The organism is Mycobacterium sp. GA-1841, from assembly GCF_001954135.1.
Classification (GTDB): domain Bacteria; phylum Actinomycetota; class Actinomycetes; order Mycobacteriales; family Mycobacteriaceae; genus Mycobacterium.
Genome location: NZ_MBEQ01000106.1, coordinates 1 through 21,247, shown reverse-complemented (window position 1 = coordinate 21,247; position 21,247 = coordinate 1). Strand labels below are relative to the sequence as shown.

The window sequence follows — 21,247 nt, the reverse complement described above, 5'->3', positions numbered from 1 at the left end:
TGGCCGCGCTGATCCAGCGGCCGTCGACGCTGGATCCCGCCGTGGATCCGGAGGGGGCAGCCGACCGGTGGAACTGGGTGCTCGACGGCATGGTCGACATGGGTGCGTTGTCGGCCAGTGACCGTGCCGGGCAGGTGTTCCCGCCGACGGTGCCGCCCGATCAGGCCCGCCAGGAAAACCAGACCACCGGACCGAACGGACTCATCGAACGGCAGGTCACCAAGGAACTGCTCGACCTGTTCGACATCAGTGAGCAGACGCTGAACACCGAGGGTCTGCAGATCACCACGACGATCGACCCGCAGGCCCAGGAGGCCGCCGAAGACGCGGTGTCCAAATACATGGACGGCCAAGCCGAAGACATGCGCACGGCGGTGGTGTCCATCGACCCACACGACGGCGCGGTCAAGGCTTATTACGGCGGCTCGGACGCCAACGGCTTCGATTTCGCCCAGGCCGGATTGCCCACGGGGTCGTCGTTCAAGGTGTTCGCCCTCGTCGCGGCGCTGCAGCAGGGCATCGGCCTGGGCTATCAGGTGGACAGCGGGCCGGTCACGGTCAACGGCATCAAGATCACCAACGTCGAGGGCGAGGGGTGTGGTACCTGCTCGATCGCCGAGGCGCTCAAGCGGTCGCTGAACACCAGCTACTACCGGCTGATGCTCAAGCTGGAGAACGGACCCGAAGACGTGGCCAAGGCCGCGCACGACGCCGGTGTGGCCGAGAGCTTCCCCGGCGTCGAGCACACCCTGTCCGAGGACGGCAAGGGCGGGCCGCCCAACAACGGCGTGGTGTTGGGCCAGTACCAGTCCCGGGTGATCGACATGGCCTCGGCCTACGCCACGCTGGCGGCCTCGGGTGTCTATCACAAGCCGCACTTCGTGCAGAAAGTCGTGAACTCCGCGGGGCAGGTGCTGTTCGACGCCACCAAGCAGGACAACGGTGAACAACGCATCGACAAGGCGGTCGCCGACAACGTGACGTCGGCGATGCAGCCCATCGCCGGCTGGTCGAAGGGACACAACCTGGCCGGCGGGCGGGCCTCGGCCGCCAAGACCGGTACCAACCAACTGGGCGACACCGGCGACAACCGTGACGCCTGGATGGTCGGTTACACACCGTCGCTGTCGACCGCGGTCTGGGTCGGGACCACCGAGGGTGTCAAGCCGTTGAAGAACAAGTGGGGTGGGCCGGTCTACGGATCGGGCCTGCCGTCGGACATCTGGAAAGCCACGATGGACGGTGCGTTGGAGGGCACCGACAACGAGTCGTTCCCGAAGCCGACCGAAATCGGTGGTTATGCCGGTGTGCCGCAGGCGCCGCCGCCTCCGCCGCCGGGGACGGTGCCGGGTACCCCGGGCGGCCCGCCGATCGCGGGGATGCCGTCGGAGACCGTCATCCAGCCGACCATCGAAGTGGCCCCGGGCATCACGATCCCGATCGGCCCGCCGACCACCGTGCCGATCGGACCGCCGCCGGGAGCCCCCGTCATCCCCGGCGAGCCGGGCGTTCCGGTACCCCCGCCGCCTCCGTGACGGACCGGGATTCGCCGGCGGGGCTGGACTCGCCGGCTCCGCTCGTCGATGACCGGCGGAGTGCCGACGAGCGCGACCTCCCCAGCCGCAACGACCGGCTGGCCGAAGCGCTGTCGCAGACCGTGGGCGGGCCGGTTGGACGTCACGCGCTGATCGGCCGGGCCCGGTTCATGACCCCGCTGCGGGTGATGTTCTTGATCGCCGTGGTGTTCCTGGCGTTCGGGTACACGTCCAAGGCCGCCTGCCTGCAGACCACCGGCACCGGCACCGCCGGTCAGCGGGTGGCCAACTGGGAGAACAACCGGGCCTATTACGAACTCTGCTACTCCGACACGGTTCCGCTCTACACCGCAGAGTTGTTGAACCTGGGCAAGTTTCCCTACAAGTCCAGCTGGGTGGAAAACGACGCCACCGGCAAGCCGCGGATGCAGTACGACGGCAGCCCGGCGATCCGGTACATGGAGTATCCGGTGCTCACCGGGCTCTATCAGTACGTGTCGATGTCCCTGGCCAAGACGTACACCGCATTGACCAAACTGGTGTCGATCCCGGTGGTGGCCGAGGTGGTGATGTTCTTCAACATCGCCGCGTTCGGTCTGGCGCTGGCCTGGTTGGCCACGATCTGGGCGACGTCCCGGATGGCCGGCCGAAGGGTCTGGGATGCCGCGCTCGTGGCGGGGTCGCCCATCGTGATCTTCCAGGTGTTCACCAACTTCGACGCACTGGCCACCGCGGCCGCCGCCGGTGCGATGTTGGCGTGGGCGCGGCGCAAACCGGTGTGGGCCGGTGCGCTGATCGGGATCGGCGTCGCGGCCAAGCTGTACCCGCTGTTGCTGTTTGTCCCGTTGGTGTTGCTGGCCCTGCGGACCGGGCGGCTGCGGGAGGTCGGCAAGGCCGCGGTGACCGCGGTGATCACCTGGTTGGTGGTCAACCTGCCGATCATGGTGCTCTTCCCGCGAGGATGGTCAGAGTTCTTCCGGCTCAACGCCCGTCGCGGCGACGACATGGATTCGCTCTACAACGTGGTGAAGTCGTTCACCGACTGGCGCGGGTTCGACCAGGATCTCGGCTTCTGGCAGCCGCCGACGGTACTCAACACGGTGACCGCGGTGCTGTTCGCGGCGTGCTGCATCGCCATTGGCTACATCGCACTGACCGCGACGCAACGGCCCCGGCTGGCGCAGCTGGCCTTCTTGGTGGTGGCGGCATTCCTGCTGACCAACAAGGTGTGGAGCCCACAATTTTCCCTGTGGCTCGTGCCGCTGGCGGTGCTGGCCTTGCCGCATCGTCGAATCTTGCTGGCGTGGATGACGATTGACGCCCTGGTCTGGGTTCCTCGGATGCTCTATCTGTACGGTGAGTCCAACAAGGGGCTACCTGAGCAGTGGTTCACCATCACCGTGCTCCTGCGTGATCTTGCGGTGATCGTCTTGTGCGCGTTGGTCATCCGTCAGATCTACCGCCCCGAACTGGACCTGGTCCGCTACGGCGGACGCATCGACGACCCGACCGGCGGGGTGTTCGACCGGGCCTCCGATACTCCGCCGCGCTGGCTGCCGGATTGGCTGCGGCCGTCGGCGGACCGGGTGCGGGTCGAGCGGGCGCCGGATTCCGAGCGGCAAACACCTTCACGCACGCTAGCGTGACGCTCGGCCGTGACAGCCACTCCAGCGTGACAATGTTGAGGCAGTCACGGGTTTCGCCGAACCCGCGCGGTCGTCGTCGGCAGCACGGCCAACACGATCGTGACGATCGGCAGGGCGAAGCTCAGGACCGCCAGTCCGCTCGACCCGGGAGCTGCGTAGCTGCCGGTCGTCGCGACATTCATCCAGAGACTGACCAGGCTGCCCACGATGATCAAGGCACTGCCGATGACGATGAGTCGGCGGCCGATCACCTTGCGTCGCACCAGCGCCAGCACGCCGGCCAGGAGGAGGACTCCGCAGACGACACTGAGCAGCGTGGCAAGGACGGTCATGGTGAGGACCCCGGGGGATCTCATGGCCAGGGACCGCAGACCCGCGTCGGTCACGAGCGCGGAAAGTCCGGACAATCCGAGAATGCCGTTGCCGAGGGTCAGCAGTCCGCCGATCACCGCCAGGACAGCGGTGAGGATCGCCGTGACTGCGTTCGGGGCGACGTCGGACGCAGGTTCCGAGACGTCAGACGTTTCCGTACCGTCGGGTCCGTGCAGAGAGGTCACGAGGGTCAGGCCCAGCCCTGATACGGCGGATAGGGCTGGGGTGCAACGGGATTCTCTTTCGCCCGGATCCAGGCCGTTGTCGACGGCAGCAACGCCAGGACGAGTGTCAGGACCGGAAAGATCAGACTCAGCAGAGAGGACACGCCGCCGCCACCGTAGGGCACCTGCGATGCCGCGGCGCTACTGATCCCGACGCCGATCAGACTGGACAGGATTGTCACCCCGCATCCTGCGACCACGAGCCACCGGCCGATCATCTTGCGCAGCAACAACATCACGGTGCCAGCCCCAAGCAGAAGTCCGCTGACGAGGTTCAGCACGAGCACCAATGCCAGCAGCGCCTTCGCGCCTCCTGAGAGCTCCAATGCGTCGAAGGTCGAGTCGTTGCTGAGGATGAGCAGACCAATCAACCCCGCAATGCCACCGAAGATGTTGGTGAGGGCGCCGAGCCCGGCCAGCACGGCCGCGGTGATGCCGGTGGCACCGCTTGGCGATGCGGCAGGCATGGGCGGCAGGCCCGGTGGGGGGTACGCCCCGGGATAACCGGGCGGTGGTGGATACCCGGGCTGCTGCGGATAGCCGCCCGACGGCGGTGGAAAGCCCGGCTGTTGCGGGTAACCAGACGTCGGTGGAACGCCTGGCTGCTGCGGATAACCCGGCTGCGGGGGGTAACCGGGCTGTTGCGGATAACCCGGCTGCTGCGGGTAACCGGATTGTTCTCCGAACCCCTGACCGTAGGGCCCGTTGGGGTACGTCACAAGATCCCCCGATCGTCGAAGATTGACTGGCTCACCATATACGGATTTCGCAGATCAGGGCGCTTTCGGGTAGCCTGGGCCGGTTGCCGACGCAGGCGACCCTCCTGCCACGGAATCCGCCGTGGCCGTACACGACCAGAGGAGGTGATGAGGTTCTAATGCGTCCATACGAAATCATGGTCATTCTCGACCCCACACTTGACGAGCGCACGGTAGCTCCGTCGTTGGAGACGTTCCTGAACGTCGTCCGCAAGGATGGCGGGACTGTCGAAAAGGTTGACATCTGGGGCCGCCGCCGGCTGGCCTACGAGATCGCCAAGCACGCCGAGGGCATCTACGCCGTCGTCGATGTGAAGGCTGAACCGGCCACCGTGTCCGAGCTCGACCGTCAGCTCAACCTGAACGAGTCCGTGCTGCGGACCAAGGTGATGCGGACCGACAAGCACTAAAGGCCGTCAGTCGTCGGCGCAGCTACGTAGGCTTCGCGCAAACGGACATGCCTATCCCAGGAGGATCTCGTGGCTGGTGACACCACCATCACAGTTGTCGGAAACCTGACCGCCGACCCGGAACTTCGCTTCACTCCGTCCGGCGCGGCCGTGGCCAACTTCACCGTTGCCTCCACGCCGCGCATGTTCGACCGCCAGAGCGGGGAGTGGAAGGACGGCGAGGCGCTGTTCCTGCGGTGCAACATCTGGCGGGAGGCGGCCGAGAACGTGGCCGAGAGCCTGGTTCGGGGTTCGCGGGTGATCGTCACCGGCCGGCTCAAGCAGCGTTCCTTCGAAACCCGTGAGGGTGAGAAGCGCACTGTGGTCGAGGTCGAGGTCGACGAGATCGGTCCGTCTTTGCGTTACGCCACGGCCAAGGTCAACAAGGCCAGCCGTAGTGGCGGCGGTGGGGGCGGCGGCTTCGGTGGTGGCGGCGGAGGTTCGCGCCAGTCCGAGCCCAAGGACGATCCGTGGGGCAGTGCGCCGGCGTCCGGCTCCTTCAGCGGGGCCGACGACGAGCCGCCGTTCTGATCAACAACGAAATTTTTGCAAGGAAGAGATAACCAATGGCCAAGTCCACAAAGCGACGGCCGGCACCGGAAAAGCCGGTCAAGACTCGTAAGTGCGTGTTCTGCTCCAAGAAGGGTAAGGGGCAGGTCATCGACTACAAGGACACTGCGCTGCTGCGCACCTACATCAGCGAGCGCGGCAAGATCCGTGCCCGTCGGGTGACCGGCAACTGCGTCCAGCACCAGCGCGATGTCGCCATCGCCGTGAAGAATGCCCGCGAGGTGGCTCTGCTGCCGTTCGGCTCGTCGACGCGGTAGGGGATAGACCAATGAAGCTGATTCTCACCGCTGAGGTGGAACACCTGGGTGTCGCAGGCGACGCCGTCGAGGTCAAGGACGGCTACGGCCGTAACTACCTGCTGCCCCGCGGGCTGGCCATCGTGGCCTCCCGTGGTGCCGAGCGCCAGGCCGAGGAGATCCGCCGGGCGCGCGAGGCCAAGACCATCCGGGGTGTCGAGCACGCCAACGAGCTCAAGACCGCTCTGGAGAACCTGGGCGAGGTGTCCCTGCCGGTGCATGCGGCGGCCGACACCGGCAAGCTGTTCGGTTCGGTCACCGCGGCTGACGTCGTGTCCGTGATCAAGAAGGCCGGCGGCCCCAACTTGGACAAGCGCACCGTGCAACTGCCCAAGGCGCACATCAAGTCGGTCGGCACGCACCCGATCACCGTGAAGCTGCACACCGGGGTGGAAGCCAAGGTGTCGCTCAACGTTGTCGCGGAATAACTCTGTGGCGGAATAACTCAGTCCCGGAATAACTCAGTCCCGGAATAACCGAGTCGCGGAGTAATCCGTAGCGGAGTCATTCCGCCGGCACTCAATCGCCCGGGTGGGAACCTGCAGAGGTTTCCACCCGGGCGTTGCTGTATCTCTGGCGAACATGGTGCGTCAAAGTCCGCGCAGCGAAGCTAACCCGGTGTTAACCGGCACGGACCCTGTGGGCAACACAACACGCCCGAGATGGCAACCCGGCACGACACGCCGGAGAACTTCCCATACACAATTACTGACGCCGTCTCTGCCACGCTGAACAGCGAAAACAGCAGAACGTCCGGAATTGATCCACAGGTTCTCCCCAGAGGCTCAACACCGTGACCGACATCTATCCCCATGCCATCCACAGGTCGATCCACAGGGGTGGTTCCGGGGACCGCCAGCAACGTCTAGCGTGGTGCGTCGCACCGTCGTCACAAGCTTGTCGGCATCGTGTTTTACAGTTGCAGTACCGATTCGAATAGACGTTCGAGCAGTCGTGAGGCGGTCTCGGGAGGGGGTGGAAGTCCGTGGCGGTCGTGGACGACCTGGGGCATCCGGATTCGGAGATGGACGGCCCTCCGCCTGGGGAGGATTTCGGCCGTCAGCCGCCGCAGGACATGGCGGCCGAGCAAGCCGTTCTCGGCGGCATGATGTTGAGCAAGGACGCGATCGCCGACGTGCTCGAGCGGCTGCGTCCCGGTGACTTCTACCGGCCGGCCCACCAGAACGTCTACGACGCGATCCTGGACCTCTATGGCCGCGGTGAACCGGCTGACGCCGTCACCGTCGCCGCCGAGCTGGATCGTCGCGGGTTGTTGCGCCGCATCGGCGGCGCCCCGTATCTGCACACCCTGATCTCCACGGTGCCCACGGCTGCCAATGCCGGGTTCTACGCCGCCATCGTCGCCGACAAGTCGCTGCTGCGCCGGTTGGTGGAGGCCGGCACCCGCGTGGTCCAGTACGGCTATGCCGGGGCCGACGGTGCCGACGTCAGCGACGTGGTGGACCGGGCCCAGGCCGAGATCTACGACGTCACCGAACGCCGTGCCTCCGAGGATTTCGTCGCGCTCGAAGACCTGTTGCAGCCCACGATGGACGAGATCGACGCGATCGCCTCGCAGGGCGGCATCGCGCGCGGTGTGCCGACCGGGTTCACCGAATTCGACGAGATCACGAACGGCCTGCACCCGGGGCAGATGATCATCATCGCGGCGCGGCCCGGCGTGGGTAAGTCAACGCTGGGCCTGGATTTCATGCGGTCCTGCTCGATCAAACACCGGATGGCCAGCGTCATCTTCTCGCTGGAGATGAGCAAGTCCGAGATCGTCATGCGACTGCTCTCGGCTGAGGCCAAAATCAAACTGGCCGATATGCGTTCGGGCCGCATGAGCGATGACGACTGGACCAAGCTGGCCCGGCGGATGAGCGAAATCAGCGAGGCGCCGCTTTACATCGACGACTCTCCCAACCTCACCATGATGGAGATCCGGGCAAAGGGCCGGCGGTTGGCCCAGAAGGCGGATCTGAAGCTCGTTGTCGTCGACTACATGCAGCTGATGAGTTCGGGTAAGAAATACGAATCCCGCCAGCAAGAGGTCTCGGACTTCTCCCGAAGCCTCAAACTGATGGCCAAGGAACTCGAAGTGCCGGTGATCGCGATCAGCCAGCTGAACCGCGGTCCGGAGCAGCGTACCGACAAGCGCCCGCAGGTCTCTGACCTGCGCGAATCGGGCTCGCTCGAGCAAGATGCGGATATGGTCCTGCTGTTGCACCGCCCCGATGCGATCGACCGGGAAGATCCGCGCGGCGGTGAAGCCGACATTATTCTCGGGAAACACCGCAACGGCCCCACTGCGAATATCACGGTGGCACACCAACTGCATTTCTCCCGCTTTACGAATATGGCGCGCTAGCCATCGGTCGGCGGTGCCCAAATCGTTTGGCGCGAGGGCAGGCAATTTAGAGCGTGCGGCAGTTTGGAGGGATATCCGATGTGCCCGACTGTCAGCGACTTTTCAGCGACTATCGCCACACCAGTACCACTGTGCTCGTTAAACCCATTGTCGCGCAGCGTCTTTGCCCCTCGCACACCACTGGCAACTTGAGCCCCATCTGTCCAGTGCCCGATTCCTAGCGACTCTGTCGCTGATAGCTGGACAACGGAATATCCGTGACCAGTGGGGTCCTTGAGCCTTCAGTGACATGAGTAAACAATGGCCGCGTGACACCTGCTGCCCATGGTGCCTGTGGGGCGATAGTCGCTGAAAAGTCGCTCGTAGGCGGGCACATCGGCATCCTCATTCGTTCCAGCGACACGCCGAACCCCGACCCGCGAGCAGCCCGCCGTAACCCGAACGAATCGCGCGGCGCCACAGACCGTTGGGCAGACGGGTGGACATCGCCCCAGCCAGTTCGTAGCCTGTCGGAGATATCGACAGGCGGGCCACGATCGGTCCTTGCAGTGAAGGATCGAAAAAATCCGCATGACCGGCGTCCGCCATTCCCTTCGGCGAGTGCTGTGTTGTTCGGCGGCCGCGGTTACCGCTGTGGCCGTGGCTATGTCCGTCTCGTCGATCGACGCCAACGCGGACCCGGCGGCGGACGCGCTGTCCAGCCTCGACGAATTGTCCCGGCAGGCGGTCCAGACCCGTGAGGCCGTCACCGCTGCCCAACGTGAGGTCGACGCCAGCCAGGCCGAGCACACCGCCGCCGTGGACCGTCAGCGCGCCGACGAGGAAGCCCTCGCGATGGCCACCACCGAGCTCGGCCCTCATCAGGAGGCGGCCGACAACGTGGCGGCGATGACGTACATCAGCGGTGGCAGAGGGCAGTTGGCGGCGGTGATGACCGCGACCTCCCCAGGGCAGCTGATCGACCGATTGTCGTTGGATCGGGCGGTGGCGGGTCGGATCGCCGACCAGCTGGAGGGCGCGCGCGTCGCTCGTGAGCGCGCGGCCACGGCGGCCGCGGCGTCGGAGAAGTCGGCCGCCGAAGCCCGGACGAAGGCCGAGCAGGCCTCTGCGGTGCGCGCCGACCTGCAACGCAAGTGGACCGAACTCCTGCGTCAGATCGCCGCCGCGGAGGCGCAGTACGGCGCGCTGTCACCGCAACAGCAAGCGATGGTCGACAACGCACCGCCGAGCGCACCAACTCCGGGACAGGACGCTCCGTCCCTGGCAGCTGCCCAGGTCGACATCCCCGAGGCGTTACCCATGGGCGTCGCCTCCGAAATCGGTTTGCAGCCGAATTCGATCCTGGCGGCGCGGGCGGTCAGCGCGACGTTCCCCCAGATTGCCGAAATCGGTGGGGTACGGCCGGATTCGAAGCCGTGGCATCCTAGTGGTCTGGCGATCGACATCATGATTCCCAATTCGGGCAGCCCCGAGGGGATCGCGCTCGGCGACGAGATTCTTGCCTTCGCGTTGAACAATGCCGTCCGGTTCGGGTTGCAGGATGTGATCTGGCGAGGCACCTATTACACGCCGTCCGGCCCGCAGGCCACCGGCTATGGCCACTACGACCACGTGCACATCACCACGACACCGCGCCGCTGAGACCTTAGACGTGCCCGCCGGGGAACATGGTCTTGACGGCCTGGGTCATGGTGGTGCGGGCGGAGGCGGCGTCGCCGGGTTCCAGAGAGCTGATCGCCATGACGTAGCGGCGGTCCGGTCCGATTGCGCCGGTGGACACGTGAAGCTGGTTGCCGCCGTTCCAGCAGCAGAACCAGCCTTGCTTGACGGCGACGGGCTCGGCGTAGAGGCCCTCGGGGATGCCGAAGCGTTGCGGGTATCCGTCGGTGCCCGTCGGGGTGGATTGGGCGAGGTTGGTCATGATCACGTTGGCCTGCTCGGGGGGTAGCCCGCCGCTACCGTCCAACAGCATGTCGTAGTAGCGCACCAGGTCGCTCGCAGTGCTTTGGGTGACGTCCCAATGCCCGTTGTAGGGCGCGGTGGTGCCGGTCAATCCGTACCGGGCCACGATGCGTGAGATGACGGCGTTACCTCCGCTGCGGTCCCAGAACGTCTGGGCCGCGCCGTCGTCGGAGGAGCGCAGCATGATGTCGAGCGACTTGTGGTCGGCGGCGGTCAGTTTCGCCTCGCCGGTCGATTCCCGCAGCAGCAGGTCGTCGGCGATGAACAGCTTCACCACGGAGGCGATCGGAAACGGTTGGTTGGCGCTGTCGGAGACGACTTGGCCGGTGGTGCGGTCGAGCACGGATACCGTGATTTCCGCTCCGGATGCGGCGGCGTCGGCGATGGCTTGGCGGGTGCGAGCGTCGAGACCGTCGAACGGCGCCGAGGCCTGTCCAGGCGGCTCTTGGGCCACCACCGGATCCTGGGCGATGTCCTCGACCGGTGGCATGGCCGAGACCCGCGCCTCGCAACCGGTGACCAGCATCGCCGCACTGGCGATAGCCATGCCCGCCATCGCCGCCTTCGACAACCGCCTGCGCATAAAACCTCCACGTGATTCCGGGGCCAGGGGAGCTCGATGGACTCTGCGCCCGGCGGTCGTCCCAGCCTAGCCGCGGTCGGTTACGCCCCACCCTTTCGGATCGCGCGAACTGAACTCCACGGTGTGGCTTCTCAGCTCGCCGGGTATCGACCGGCTATGCGCATTCTGGTCACCGGTGCCACCGGTTACGTCGGCTCCCGTCTGGTCTCGGCATTGCTGGCGGAGGGTCACCATGTCACCGTGGCTGCGCGTGACCCCGACAAAGTCCGAGGGTTCGGTTGGGTGGATGACGTCCGGTGCGTCGTCATGGACGCCGGCGATGCAGATTCGGTGGGCCGCGCGTTGACGGCCGCGTCGGGGCGAGACGGTGTCGATGTCCTCTACTACCTGCTGCACGGCATCGGCGAACCCGACTTTCGTGAGGCCGACAATTCGGCGGCGGGAAACGTCGCTCGGGCTGCCGCGGCGGCCGGGGTGTCGCGCATCGTCTACCTCGGCGGTTTCGTCCCCGACGCGCGAAGTTTGTCGGAGCACCTGCAGGGCCGCGCAGAGGTGGCAGCGGCGCTGCAGGTGCCCGGCGGCGCCGAGCTCGTCTGGCTGGGTGCCGCGATGATCATCGGCGCCGGGTCCACCTCGTTCGAGATGTTGCGCTACGTCGCCGACCGCTTCGTCACGCTTCCCATGCCGAACTGGGCCGGTAATCCGATCGACCCGATCTCTATTCGCGATGTCCTGTACTACCTGGTGGTCGCCGCGGACGCCGAGCAGGTTCCGGCGGGCTCCTACGATCTCGCCGGACCCGAGCGCACCACCTACGGCGAGTTGATGCAGCGTTACGCACGGATTTGTCGCCGCCCCCGGGTGTCGCTTCCGCTGCCAGGCGTACCGATCGGCTTGGTCGGTCGACTGACCGCGGCCGTGCTGCCGCTGCCGGGCGGATTGTCCGCCGATCTTGTTGCCTCCCTGGAATATCCGATGACGACGTCGGATCGGAGACTCAGCGCGACGGTGGCCGACCCGCCCGGAGGCCTGGTGGCTGTCGACGACGCCCTGGCCCGGTCCGTCGCATATTCGGTGCCGGCGCCGGTCAATGTGCTGGGCGATCCGCACCGCCTGGCCAAGACCGATCCCGCGTGGGCCGGTGGTGACGCGTTGTGGCTGCGGCGGCTGGCAGGCGCCGTCACACCGCGCCCGGCCCGGCGCGTATTGGGCGTGCTGGCGGCCATCCCCAGACCGGTGGTCGGTGCGGTGCGGACCGGTCTGGGCGTTCTCAGCGCTCTCAAACCCGGGATGCATGCGTCATGACGAACCTGCTCGACCTCATGCGCACCAGCGCGGTTGCCCCGCAGGAATCGCCGTCGGTGATCCGCCGCCGTCGGCGCGTCGTGGTGGCTGTCCTGATTCTCGGAGCCGTTCTGCTCGGTGTGTCGCTCACCCGCCGCCCCGGTGATCCCAGTTTCTATTGGTTGACGTTCGGCTTGGCCGCGACGTGGGCGGGCGGTGCCTTGCTGTCGGGTCCGTTGCATCTGGGCACCGAACCATGGGGCCATCCGCACCGGCGGCCGGCGGTCCTGGGGATCGTGACCGGTGTGCTTCTCGGTGCGGCGTTCGTCGTCGGCGCCCTGGTGGCCCGCGAAATCGACGTGGTCGCAGCGCTGATCACCCGGGTCCTGGCGTTCGCCCAGACCGGGTCGCTGCCATTGATCGTCACCATCACCCTGGTCAACGGCGTGGCCGAGGAACTGTTCTTCCGTGGTGCGCTCTATTCGGCGCTGTCCGGCCACCGGCCGGTGCTGCTCTCGACCCTGCTCTACATCGTCGCGACCTCGGCGTCAGGCAACCCGATGCTGGGTTTCGCTGCCGTCATCCTCGGCACGGCGTGCGCGTGGGAGCGCCGCGTGACCGGAGGCGTGCTGGCGCCGGTGCTGACCCACCTGGTGTGGGGGTTGGTGATGGTGCTGGCACTCCCGCCGCTGTTCGGGCTGTAGCGATTGGGGGTATAGGTCCGCCATGGCGAGCATCGACGTAACCGCAACCTCTTCTGCTTCACCGAAGGACGCGTGGGCACTGGCCTCCGACTTGTCGCGTTTCGATGAATGGCTGACGATCTTCGGCGGATGGCGCAGCCGGCTTCCCGAAAAGCTTCAAAAGGGCACCAGAGTCTCGTCTCTGATCAAAGTGAAGGGCTTTCGCAACGTGATTCATTGGGAGGTCACTGAATACGATGAGCCCAACCGGATCGAACTGCGCGGCAAGGGCCGCGGTGGTGTGCACATCTGCCTTGACCTACGTGTCCGGGAGAAGTCATCCGGATCGTTGTTCCATGTGGTGGCCACGTTGTCTGGCGGCCTGCTCAACGGTCCGGTCGGTCGGGTGGTCGCCGGCGTGTTGAAATCCGATGTGCGTAAATCGGTTGCCGCGCTGGCCGCGTTGTCGCCGACACCTTCGGCGAGCTGACGATCACGCTCAGGGATGCATGTTCCACTGGCCGCAATCCTGGGCCAGGACATCGTTGACGTCGACGCGGATGCCGCCGACCACCGGGCCGGGATTGGACGCGGTGTCGATGACGCGCTGGTAGAGCACCGCGGCTGGGTGGATCTTTCCACCAGACCAGGACCGGGTCTGCCAGATCCACGCGCGGCCGGGCGTACCCGATCTGCCGATGACGCCGTCCTCGATGGCCCACTGGCATGGGTTGACACCCGCATAGATGCCGGTGCGTTGGACACCGATGACCGAGTTGATTCCGCGAAACCACGGCAGTGCAACGGAGTTCCAGGTGTTGCGGTCGATGTCGTCGTCGACGCTGAAGAAGACCGGCGCGCTCTGGCCGCCTCCTGCCGCGGTGTGCAGTTGCCAGGCGGTGTGCGCGTCGGCGACACCGCCGGCGTACCCGCGGGTGAAGTCCGATGGCGCGGTCCCGCCGGGTTTGCCGTACTGAAAGTTGCTGACGATCACCAGTCCGGCCGCCGTCAACTGGCGGGCGTAGGGCAGGGTGATCGGCTTGGCGCCGAAGGACGAGCCGGGACGCGAGGTCGAGACGTAGTTGATCACCCCGGAGTGCCCGGCCGCCCGGATGTCGCCGGCCGGGATCTGGCGCATGGCGAAGTCGATCAGGGTGGGAGCGGCGGCCGACGCCGGCGGCGCACCCATGGCTGCCGCGGCCGCACCCAGGCCCGCCAACGCCGACGCCGTGGCGGCATAGCGCAGCGCGTCACGTCGGGATACCTGCACGGCGCGATGTTAACAATGTGACGGCTGTTAACCATGTTGCCTCGCGGGACGACCCGCGTCGGATGTCGAACCGTTACCTCATCAAGACAACACGAGGGATCAAGACAACACGAGGGCCGCAACCACCACTGCCAGCACCACCACGGCAAGAAACGCCAGGCCGACTGCCGCCCCACGGTTGTTTTTGGCCCAGATCCGCACCGACGGCACGGTGAGGTAGATGTGTGGTTCCGCGCTGACCATGGAGCCTCCTCGAAGTGTTGTGGTCAGGCTACGGCGCCGGCGTGACGTCCGCCCCCGATCCCTTCACCGAGGCCTTCGCCCGGTTCTCGGCCCGCACCGTCTTCTTGCCGCGCATGAAGCCCGTCGTCGACACCGTCGCCGAGAGCAACGCATCCTCACCGTTGACGAACGGATGGAAACCGACGCCGGCACCGCCGCGGCCCTTCACCGGGATATCGGCGACTTCGGTGACCTTCCAACCCTTCTCGGAGATCGACAAGAGAGCTTCACCGTTGCCACAGTTCAGCGGCAGTGCGGCGATCACGGCGTCTTCCGGGTCGCCGGCCACCAGCTTCACCCCGGCCACGCCATTGCCGGCCACGCCTTGCGGATTCACTGCGGCCGGGTCGATGCGCAACACCTTCCCGCGTCGCGTCACCAGGGCCAGGTGGTACCCCTCGGCGAGCACGCCCGAGGCCAGCAGCCCGGTGATGTCCGGGGCCACGGGGATGTCGCGGATCTTGAACGGCAGCCCGCCACCGGTGGTGAATTTGATCCGCCCATCGGACCACACCGCCCACCCCAGACCTGAGGTCAACAGTTCACCGTGGCTGTCGGAGAACACGCCGCGGTCGTCGAGGCGCCAGGCGGCGTTGACCTTTCGTTCGCGCGGTCCGTCGTCGTCGGCGCCGGCCGACACGGGCGTGGCCTCGGTGTCCAGCACGGTACGCCGGTCGAATTCGGGGGCTTTGAACAGCTTCGCGGTCTCAACGAGTTCCTCGTCGATCACCTTGCGCCGCGCGTCGGGGTTGGCCACCAGCTCGGTGAGTTCGGCGAACTCGGCGTCGAGCTTGTCGGCCTCGGCCTGCAGCTCGATGACGTCGAGTTTGGTCAATCGGCGGAGTTGCAGCGCCAGAACGTAATTGGCCTGCTCCTCGTCGATCTCGAAGTGCTCCTGCAGGCCGCGCCGGGCATCGTCCACGGTGTCGGACGCCCGAATGATCGCGACGGCAGTATCGATATCCAGGTGGATCTTCATCAATCCGGCCACCAGATGACGGCGGGCGGTGACCTTCTCCAGCCGGTACTCGCTGCGGTGCAATATCACCGAATCGCGCAGATGCAGGAACGCCGAGATCAGTTCGCGTACCGACCACCAGCGCGGCACCCGGTTCTCGTCGAGTGCAACCAGGCTGGCGGCGAACGTCGACTCCAACGGCGTCAACGCCAGAAGTTGATCGCGGATCGTCTCGGCGCTGTGTCCGCGTTTGGCGGTGACGACGATACGGAGCCCGTTGCGGCGGTCGGTGAGATCCGACATGTCCGCCACACCCGACAGTTCACCGGACTCGACCAGGGCCCGAATCCGTTCCTGCACGGTGTTACTCGCGACACCGGGCGGCAGCTCGGTGATGATGCAGTTCTTTCCCTCGACGGACACCGTGCCGCGCACCGTCAACGTGCCCTTGCCGGTGGTGATGTAGTCCCGCAGCCCGGCCGTGCCGACCACGGTGGCCCCACACCCCCAGTCCGGGCCGGGAATGAGTTTCACCAGCCTGTCGTCGGTCATGTTCGGCGTTTTCAACAGGGCCCGGCACGCCGCCATGACCTCGCGGGGGTTGTGGGCCGGCACTTTGGTGGCCCACCCTTCGGCGATGCCGACGGCGCCGTTGCAGAGCAACACCGGCCAGCGGGCCGGCAGGACCGTCGGCTCCATCCACTCGCCGTCGAACGTCGGCACCATCGGCACCGCGTGGTCCTCGAGTTCGGCAGTCAGTGCCGCACCCGGGGCTGACAGCCGCATCTCGGTGTAGCGGTCCGCGGCCGGGATGTCGCCTTGGATGCGCGGGAATGCCCCTTGCCCGTCAATGACTTTCACCCGCTGGAAATCGGCGGCCATGAGCGCGGCGGCCCCGTACATCGACGCGCCGCCGTGCGGGTGCAGGTTGCCGGTCACTGCCGAGCAGACCTTCGAGGACTTCTGCGGTTTGTTTCCGGGCAGCAGCCGCGAATCGTGCATCTGGTAGAGCAGGCGGCGCTGGCCGGGCTTGAGCCCGTCGAACGCGGACGGGATGGCGCGGTCGCTGACGCTGTAGAGCGCGAAGGTCAGTTGGTAGCGGTTCCAGTAGTCATCGGCGCTCTGATCGAGGACCAGGTCGGCGTTCTGCTCGGGAACGTCCAGGGTGGCGGTCATGTCGTACTCCTAGTCCAGGTCGAGGGAAGCGGTGTCGACGCGGGAGGCGACATCGGCCATCCACGTGCGCCGGCCCTCGGGTGGCCCGCCGAACAACGTGTGGTGCAGCTTGCTCTCGTTGTCATCGAGGTGAACTCGAATCACGGTGCGCCGCTGTGGATCCAGCACGGTGTTCCAGAAGTCGTCGGCGTCCATCTCGCCGAGACCCTTGTTGCGCTGCACCTCGACCTTGCGTTTGGAGGTTTCGCGCATCTGGGCGACGGCGGCGTCGCGTTCGGATTCGTCCTGACAGTAGACCCGCTCGTCACCGGCCTTGACCACGAACAGCGGTGGCAGCGTCACATAGACCATCCCGGCCTCGACGAGCGGCCGGTAGAAGTCCAGGAACATCGAGATGAGGCTCGAGTTGATGTTTCCGCCGTCGGGGTCGGCGTCGGAGGCGAACAGGATCCGGTCGTACCGGCACTGCTCGGGGTCGCAGCTGTCACGTACGCCGCAGCCGAGGATGCGTTCGATCGAGTCGAATTCGTCTTTGGCCCTGGCCTTGTTCAGGGCGAAGCCATACACGTTGGGCGGCTTGCCTTTCAACGGGAAGGCAGCCTGGAAGGTGGCGTCACGCGCGGCTTTGATGGTGCCCAGGGCGGAGTCACCCTCGCACAGGAACAGTTCGGCGCCCGATCCACGCCCGGTCTCCCGGCTGGGCAGCAGTTTCGGCGGCAACGACAGGTTGGTCCCCAGGCCCTTGGCTTTCGATGCCGCGCGAGATCGGGCCTTGGCGCCCTCGGCGCTGCGTCGGGCGCGTGCCGATTCCAGGGCCAGCTTGGTCCACAGCGACACGGTGTCACCGTTGGCGGGGTTGGCCGCCCAGATCGTGACGCTGCGCGCCACATCCGGGGCCATCGCCAGGTTCAGCGACCGCGACGACACCGCGGTCTTGGCCTGCGAATCCCAGGCCACGTCGGGTGCGCGGGTGTCCACCGCCAGGGCGGTGACCGCCACGAAATCCTGTGCCTCCGGGCCTTCTTCGCCTTTGGCCAGCCCGAGGTCACGCATGCGTGACGCGCGGTCGGCCAGGGCCTCGGACAGCCCTTTCAGCGCGGCGGTCAGGTGTGAGCCCCCGCCCGGGGTGCGCACCGTGTTGCAGAACGCGGCCACGGTCGTCGGCTCGGCGGGCCCGGCGGTCAGCGACCAGCGGAACGGAGTGGGGCCACGGCCGGTGGTGTATTCACCGCGACCCTCCACCGCAGCGCGTACCTGAGGCAGCGGGGTGTCCGCGGCGGTGCACATCAGGTCCAGCAGGGTGTCGGTGCCCCACGGTCCGCTGAACGGCTCCAGCAACGCGGGCGCAATCTCGTCACCGGGCCAGCCTTCGTCGACGACCACCAGGTGCACCCCGGGCGACATCCGCGCGGCGGCGTGGGCACGCAGCAACACCTCGCCGATGTCCACGCTGGAATCCGGCACCACGACGGGGTCGAACAGGATCCGCACCGTGGTGCCGTGCGCGTCGGGCTTACGGTTTCCGGCGCCGCGGAGTTTCTGGGTGTCGGAGCGGGTGAACGGGGCGTCCGGGTCGAACTCCTTGCCTTCGAATGTGCCGGGATAGCCGCGGCCGAAGCTCTGCAGGTAGGTCTTGCCGGCGCGGCGCACGGTGACGTCGGTGCGCGCGGAGATGAAGACGGCTGCCGCCGCGCCGATCCCGTTCAGACCGGCCCCGGTGCTCGTCGCGTCCGCATGCGCGGAGAATTTGCCTCCGGCTCGTGCGGTGCCCAGCGTCTTGACGATGCCGTTCTTTCCGGTCACCGGGTCGGAGTCGACGGGCAGGCCGCGGCCGTCGTCGGCAACGCTGACCGAGCCGTCGGCGTGCAGGGTGATCGTGACGGTGGAGCCGCCGTGGCCGGGATCGGCGACCTCTTCGATCGCGTTGTCGACCAGCTCACGCAGCGCCGTGTTGAGCACGTCAAGGCCCAGGTTCACCGCCGGCCGCAGCCGTGTGTGTTGGACATCGTCGAGCTCGGTGATGTCTGCGGCGTTGTAACTCACTGCTGGTCCTTTCCCGTCACGGCCGATGCCGCAGCAATCGGCTGCCACCCCGAGGGCGCGGGCGGCGTACGCATTGTCCCCCCAGGCGCCGACAGTCAGCGCCATCGCCACGGCCCGCGGCCGCACCCGCGGGTCTGAAGGCCACGGACCCGCTGGTCGGGCCGTCGCGGCAGTGAGTCGATTCACAGATCACTCGGTGGCGAAGGGCATCGGCGTGGCGGCGCGCGCCTAAGCTCGCCGACATGGAGCGCAAGCGGATCAAGCCGATCTTCACGGCTGCGGTCGGAAGCGTCCTCGGGGTGGTTGCCGTCGCCATGGGAAGCGTCCTCGTGGCGTGCTCGCCGAACTCCACTTCTCCCACCGTCGAAGTGCCGGTGCAGAAGGGTCGGCAGACCGCGATTCCCGTCGATCAGTTGGAAGTCCGGGCGATCGGGGTCGACTCGGACAACGTGCTGTACCTGGGCGGCTCGACCGGGATCTGGACGGTGCACCCCGGGGCGGCCGAACCGGCACCGTTGAAACTCGATGTTCAACCCGCGATTTCGACCATGGCGGTGGCCCCGGACGGCGCGCTGTCGTTCGTCGCGCGCGGCGGTATCGCCGAGCGCGTCAAGCCCGGGACCACCCGCGCCGAAGCACTGCCCTTCGACAAGCTCCGCCAGTTCAGCGGTATCGCCGTCGCGCGGGACGGCACGGTCTATCTCGGCGACAACGAGCACCACACGCTGTTGAAGCTGGCGCCCGGGGCGAGCACTCCGACCGAACTTCCGGTCGAGGGGATCAGCGGCCTGGGACACATGGTGATCGACGGCGAGGACAACATCTATGTCTCGATGCGGGGCACGATCATGAAGATCGCCAAGGACGCGACCACCGCTGAACCGGTGAAGGGTGCGACCGACCACGCGGGTGGTCTGGCGGTCGACGCGGCCGGCAACCTGTATGTCACCGACCTGCGGGCCAAGACGGTGTCTCGAATGTCCGCCCGCGGCGGCGATTGGGTGCAACTGCCGTTCAGCGGGCTTCAGACACCGGCGGGTATCGCGGTGGACGGGGACGGCAACGTCTACGTCGTCAACAAGTTGGGAAGCGAGATCGCCCGGCTCGCCGCCACTTAGCCGCGTTGCCGGTCAGTTGCCGATCAGCTGCGTATCGAATTCAGCCAATCCTGAACCAGTTCCCCGTCGTCGGCTTCCACCGACCGCAGTGCCGTCAGGGTCGGATGTCCGGCGGCCAGCAGGGCACTGTCGGTGCCCGGTTCCGGCTCGTCGGTCACCTCGACTTCGCCCAGACGCAGGTCACTGCCCCCGACGTCGTCGACCCGCGCCTGGACCGTCCCGCCGCGCGCGAGTCGCGCATGGCGCATCGGCCCCACCTCCGAGGCCGGCCGGTCGGGGACGTTGAGGGACAGGACGGTGGCCTCGGGCGCGTCGAGCAGTAGCTCCAGCACCGGTGCCAGTAGGTCCGCGGCGGTGTTCCAGTGCCGTTCACCGGTCGGGTGCAGCGCCACATCCAGGGACACGGCCAGCGCGCTGGTGTGGCTGATCTTGGCGGTCAGCGCGGCGCCGACGGTACCCGAATGCAGCACTGCCCGACCGACATTCGCGCCGTGGTTGATGCCGGACAGCACCAGGTCCGGCCGTGGATGCAGCCAGCCGTTGAGCGCGGCGACCACGATGTGCCCGGGCTGCGCGTGGACCGCCCAGGCCTCGACGCCGTCGAGCCCGGGCAGTTCGCGGCGCTCGACGATGGTGCGGCCCTGTTTGCGAACTGCGCTCAGCGCGGCGCTGGCGCCGCTGGACTGCTCTGCCGGTGCCGCCACGATCACGTCCAGGCCGGCGTCCCGAGCGGCTGCGGCCAGCCAGTGCAGGCCGGCCGAGTCGATCCCGTCGTCGTTGGTGATCAGGGCACGTTTCATGCGTCGGCGCCTTCCTCTGCTGTCCACTCCCGCAGTTCGACTCGTTCGGCGAGGGTCTCCACCGCCCGCGCACCGCCGGTGCCCAACCCGTGTCGCACGACGTTGAGCGCGCCGCACGCCGCCCCGATCTGCAACGCTCGGCGCAACGGGCGGCCGCCGGCCAGGGCGGCGACGATGCCTGCCGTCATGGAGTCCCCGGCCCCGGCGGGATCGGCCGGCTCCAGCTTGGGCATCCCGATCTCGACGATGGCCCCGCCTCGCGTGCCGTCACCGCCGGGCTTCTGTTCGTCGAGCAGGGCCAGGGCCGGTGCGTCACCGGACCGCGACACGACGATCGTGCCCGCCCCTTCGTCGCGCATGGTGCGCATCGCCGCCACCAGGTCCTCGGCCTTCTCGGAGGTGGCCCGCCGGTCGGCGAGAAGCTCCTCGTGGCTCACCTTGACCAAGCTGGGTTTGCCGAGGAGGACGGCTTCGAGCCGTTCGCCGGCGAGGTCGGCGGCCACCTCACAGCCGTTGGCGGCGAGATCTGTGGCCAGGCGCCGATACAGGTCTGCCGGCAACACCCGGTCGTCCTGGGGCCCGGACAGCAGGACCCGGCCGTGCGTCAGGCCCTCGGTCAAGGTGAGCTCGTAGAGCGAGTCGAGTTCGTGGCGGTCCAGCGGGTTGCCGGCACTCTCGGCGAGGATCTCCCGGCTGCCTTTGCGCCGATCGTGCACATAGGCACCGTTGCGTGAGCTGACCCGCACGCTGCGCACGGTGACGTCGGGCACGGGCAGCAGGTGGCCGAGGACGTCGCCCGTCTCACCGCCGAGGGCCGAGCACAGCACGACCGGCACGCCCAGCGAGGACATCATTCGCGACTGCCAG

Annotated in this window: 21 protein-coding genes; 12 read left to right on the top strand and 9 right to left on the bottom strand. The window is 67.0% G+C overall.

What is annotated here, in order from left to right; all coding sequences use genetic code 11:
- Window positions 1-1,535 (top strand): transglycosylase domain-containing protein (locus A5740_RS23870; RefSeq protein ID WP_076198208.1); only part of this gene is annotated, 1,535 nt, incomplete at its 5' end.
- Entirely contained in the window at window positions 1,532-3,181 is a 1,650-nt protein-coding gene (locus tag A5740_RS23865; RefSeq protein WP_076198206.1) for a glycosyltransferase family 87 protein, read from the top strand. The genes A5740_RS23870 and A5740_RS23865, both read left to right, overlap by 4 nt.
- 44 nt (window positions 3,182-3,225) lie before the next feature.
- Here A5740_RS23865 and A5740_RS23860 read toward each other — a convergent pair whose 3' ends face one another.
- Both A5740_RS23860 and A5740_RS23855 read right to left on the bottom strand, forming a co-directional pair.
- Window positions 3,226-3,738, bottom strand: a complete 513-nt coding sequence (locus A5740_RS23860) for a hypothetical protein (RefSeq protein ID WP_076198204.1) — start codon at window positions 3,736-3,738, stop codon at window positions 3,226-3,228.
- Between the two features lie 5 nt (window positions 3,739-3,743).
- Window positions 3,744-4,496: a hypothetical protein gene (locus A5740_RS23855; RefSeq protein WP_139335320.1), complete on the bottom strand. Its 753-nt coding sequence runs from the start codon at window positions 4,494-4,496 to the stop codon at window positions 3,744-3,746.
- A 158-nt stretch (window positions 4,497-4,654) separates the two neighbouring features.
- Here A5740_RS23855 and rpsF point away from each other — a divergent pair, with 158 nt between their 5' ends.
- The 6 genes from rpsF (at window position 4,655) to A5740_RS23815 (ending at window position 9,862) form a co-directional block, all read left to right on the top strand.
- Window positions 4,655-4,945: a 30S ribosomal protein S6 gene (rpsF, locus tag A5740_RS23850; RefSeq protein WP_066901858.1), complete on the top strand. Its 291-nt coding sequence runs from the start codon at window positions 4,655-4,657 to the stop codon at window positions 4,943-4,945.
- 69 nt (window positions 4,946-5,014) lie between these two features.
- A complete protein-coding gene (locus tag A5740_RS23845) occupies window positions 5,015-5,515 on the top strand; it encodes a single-stranded DNA-binding protein (protein ID WP_076198202.1) in 501 nt (166 codons plus the stop codon).
- Between the two features lie 35 nt (window positions 5,516-5,550).
- On the top strand, window positions 5,551-5,811 hold the full coding sequence (rpsR, locus tag A5740_RS23840; RefSeq protein WP_003884147.1) for a 30S ribosomal protein S18: 261 nt from the start codon (window positions 5,551-5,553) through the stop codon (window positions 5,809-5,811).
- A gap of 11 nt (window positions 5,812-5,822) precedes the next feature.
- Window positions 5,823-6,278: a 50S ribosomal protein L9 gene (rplI, locus tag A5740_RS23835; protein ID WP_076198200.1), complete on the top strand. Its 456-nt coding sequence runs from the start codon at window positions 5,823-5,825 to the stop codon at window positions 6,276-6,278.
- Between the two features lie 557 nt (window positions 6,279-6,835).
- Window positions 6,836-8,221, top strand: a complete 1,386-nt coding sequence (gene dnaB, locus A5740_RS23825) for a replicative DNA helicase (protein ID WP_076198198.1) — start codon at window positions 6,836-6,838, stop codon at window positions 8,219-8,221.
- 570 nt (window positions 8,222-8,791) lie between these two features.
- The gene (locus A5740_RS23815; protein ID WP_076198194.1) at window positions 8,792-9,862 is read left to right on the top strand and encodes a glycoside hydrolase; all 1,071 of its coding nucleotides are present in this window, start codon (window positions 8,792-8,794) and stop codon (window positions 9,860-9,862) included.
- 4 nt (window positions 9,863-9,866) lie between these two features.
- Here the strand turns inward: A5740_RS23815 and A5740_RS23810 are convergent, their stop codons facing one another.
- Complete coding sequence (locus A5740_RS23810) at window positions 9,867-10,766, bottom strand: serine hydrolase (protein WP_076198192.1); 900 nt, start codon at window positions 10,764-10,766, stop codon at window positions 9,867-9,869.
- 156 nt (window positions 10,767-10,922) lie between these two features.
- Here A5740_RS23810 and A5740_RS23805 point away from each other — a divergent pair, with 156 nt between their 5' ends.
- From A5740_RS23805 to A5740_RS23795, 3 genes are read left to right on the top strand one after another with little or no spacing between them, the layout of a single operon-like run.
- Complete coding sequence (locus A5740_RS23805; RefSeq protein ID WP_076198190.1) at window positions 10,923-12,071, top strand: NAD(P)H-binding protein; 1,149 nt, start codon at window positions 10,923-10,925, stop codon at window positions 12,069-12,071.
- A complete protein-coding gene (locus A5740_RS23800; RefSeq protein WP_076198188.1) occupies window positions 12,068-12,754 on the top strand; it encodes a CPBP family intramembrane glutamic endopeptidase in 687 nt (228 codons plus the stop codon). The genes A5740_RS23805 and A5740_RS23800 overlap by 4 nt, the downstream gene beginning before the upstream one ends.
- 22 nt (window positions 12,755-12,776) lie before the next feature.
- A complete protein-coding gene (locus A5740_RS23795) occupies window positions 12,777-13,223 on the top strand; it encodes an SRPBCC family protein (protein WP_076198186.1) in 447 nt (148 codons plus the stop codon).
- A 9-nt stretch (window positions 13,224-13,232) separates the two neighbouring features.
- On the opposite strand, the gene A5740_RS23790 is transcribed toward A5740_RS23795, so the two are convergent.
- The 4 genes from A5740_RS23790 to A5740_RS23780 form a co-directional block, all read right to left on the bottom strand.
- The gene (locus tag A5740_RS23790) at window positions 13,233-14,003 is read right to left on the bottom strand and encodes a DUF1906 domain-containing protein (protein ID WP_076198184.1); all 771 of its coding nucleotides are present in this window, start codon (window positions 14,001-14,003) and stop codon (window positions 13,233-13,235) included.
- 99 nt (window positions 14,004-14,102) lie between these two features.
- A complete protein-coding gene (locus A5740_RS28850) occupies window positions 14,103-14,246 on the bottom strand; it encodes a hypothetical protein (RefSeq protein ID WP_175616343.1) in 144 nt (47 codons plus the stop codon).
- Window positions 14,247-14,274: 28 nt separating this feature from the next.
- A complete protein-coding gene (locus A5740_RS23785; RefSeq protein ID WP_076198182.1) occupies window positions 14,275-16,419 on the bottom strand; it encodes a DNA gyrase subunit A in 2,145 nt (714 codons plus the stop codon).
- A gap of 9 nt (window positions 16,420-16,428) precedes the next feature.
- Window positions 16,429-18,462, bottom strand: coding sequence for a toprim domain-containing protein (locus A5740_RS23780; RefSeq protein ID WP_076198212.1), 2,034 nt, complete (start codon window positions 18,460-18,462; stop codon window positions 16,429-16,431).
- Between the two features lie 242 nt (window positions 18,463-18,704).
- Between A5740_RS23780 and A5740_RS23775 the strand changes: the two genes are divergently transcribed.
- Entirely contained in the window at window positions 18,705-19,580 is an 876-nt protein-coding gene (locus tag A5740_RS23775; protein WP_076198180.1) for a hypothetical protein, read from the top strand.
- Window positions 19,581-19,603: 23 nt separating this feature from the next.
- On the opposite strand, the gene surE is transcribed toward A5740_RS23775, so the two are convergent.
- The gene (gene surE, locus A5740_RS23770; protein ID WP_076198178.1) at window positions 19,604-20,380 is read right to left on the bottom strand and encodes a 5'/3'-nucleotidase SurE; all 777 of its coding nucleotides are present in this window, start codon (window positions 20,378-20,380) and stop codon (window positions 19,604-19,606) included.
- Window positions 20,377-21,247, bottom strand: an 871-nt coding sequence (locus A5740_RS23765) for a PfkB family carbohydrate kinase (RefSeq protein WP_076198210.1), incomplete at its 5' end; no start/stop codon positions are given. The genes surE and A5740_RS23765, both read right to left, overlap by 4 nt.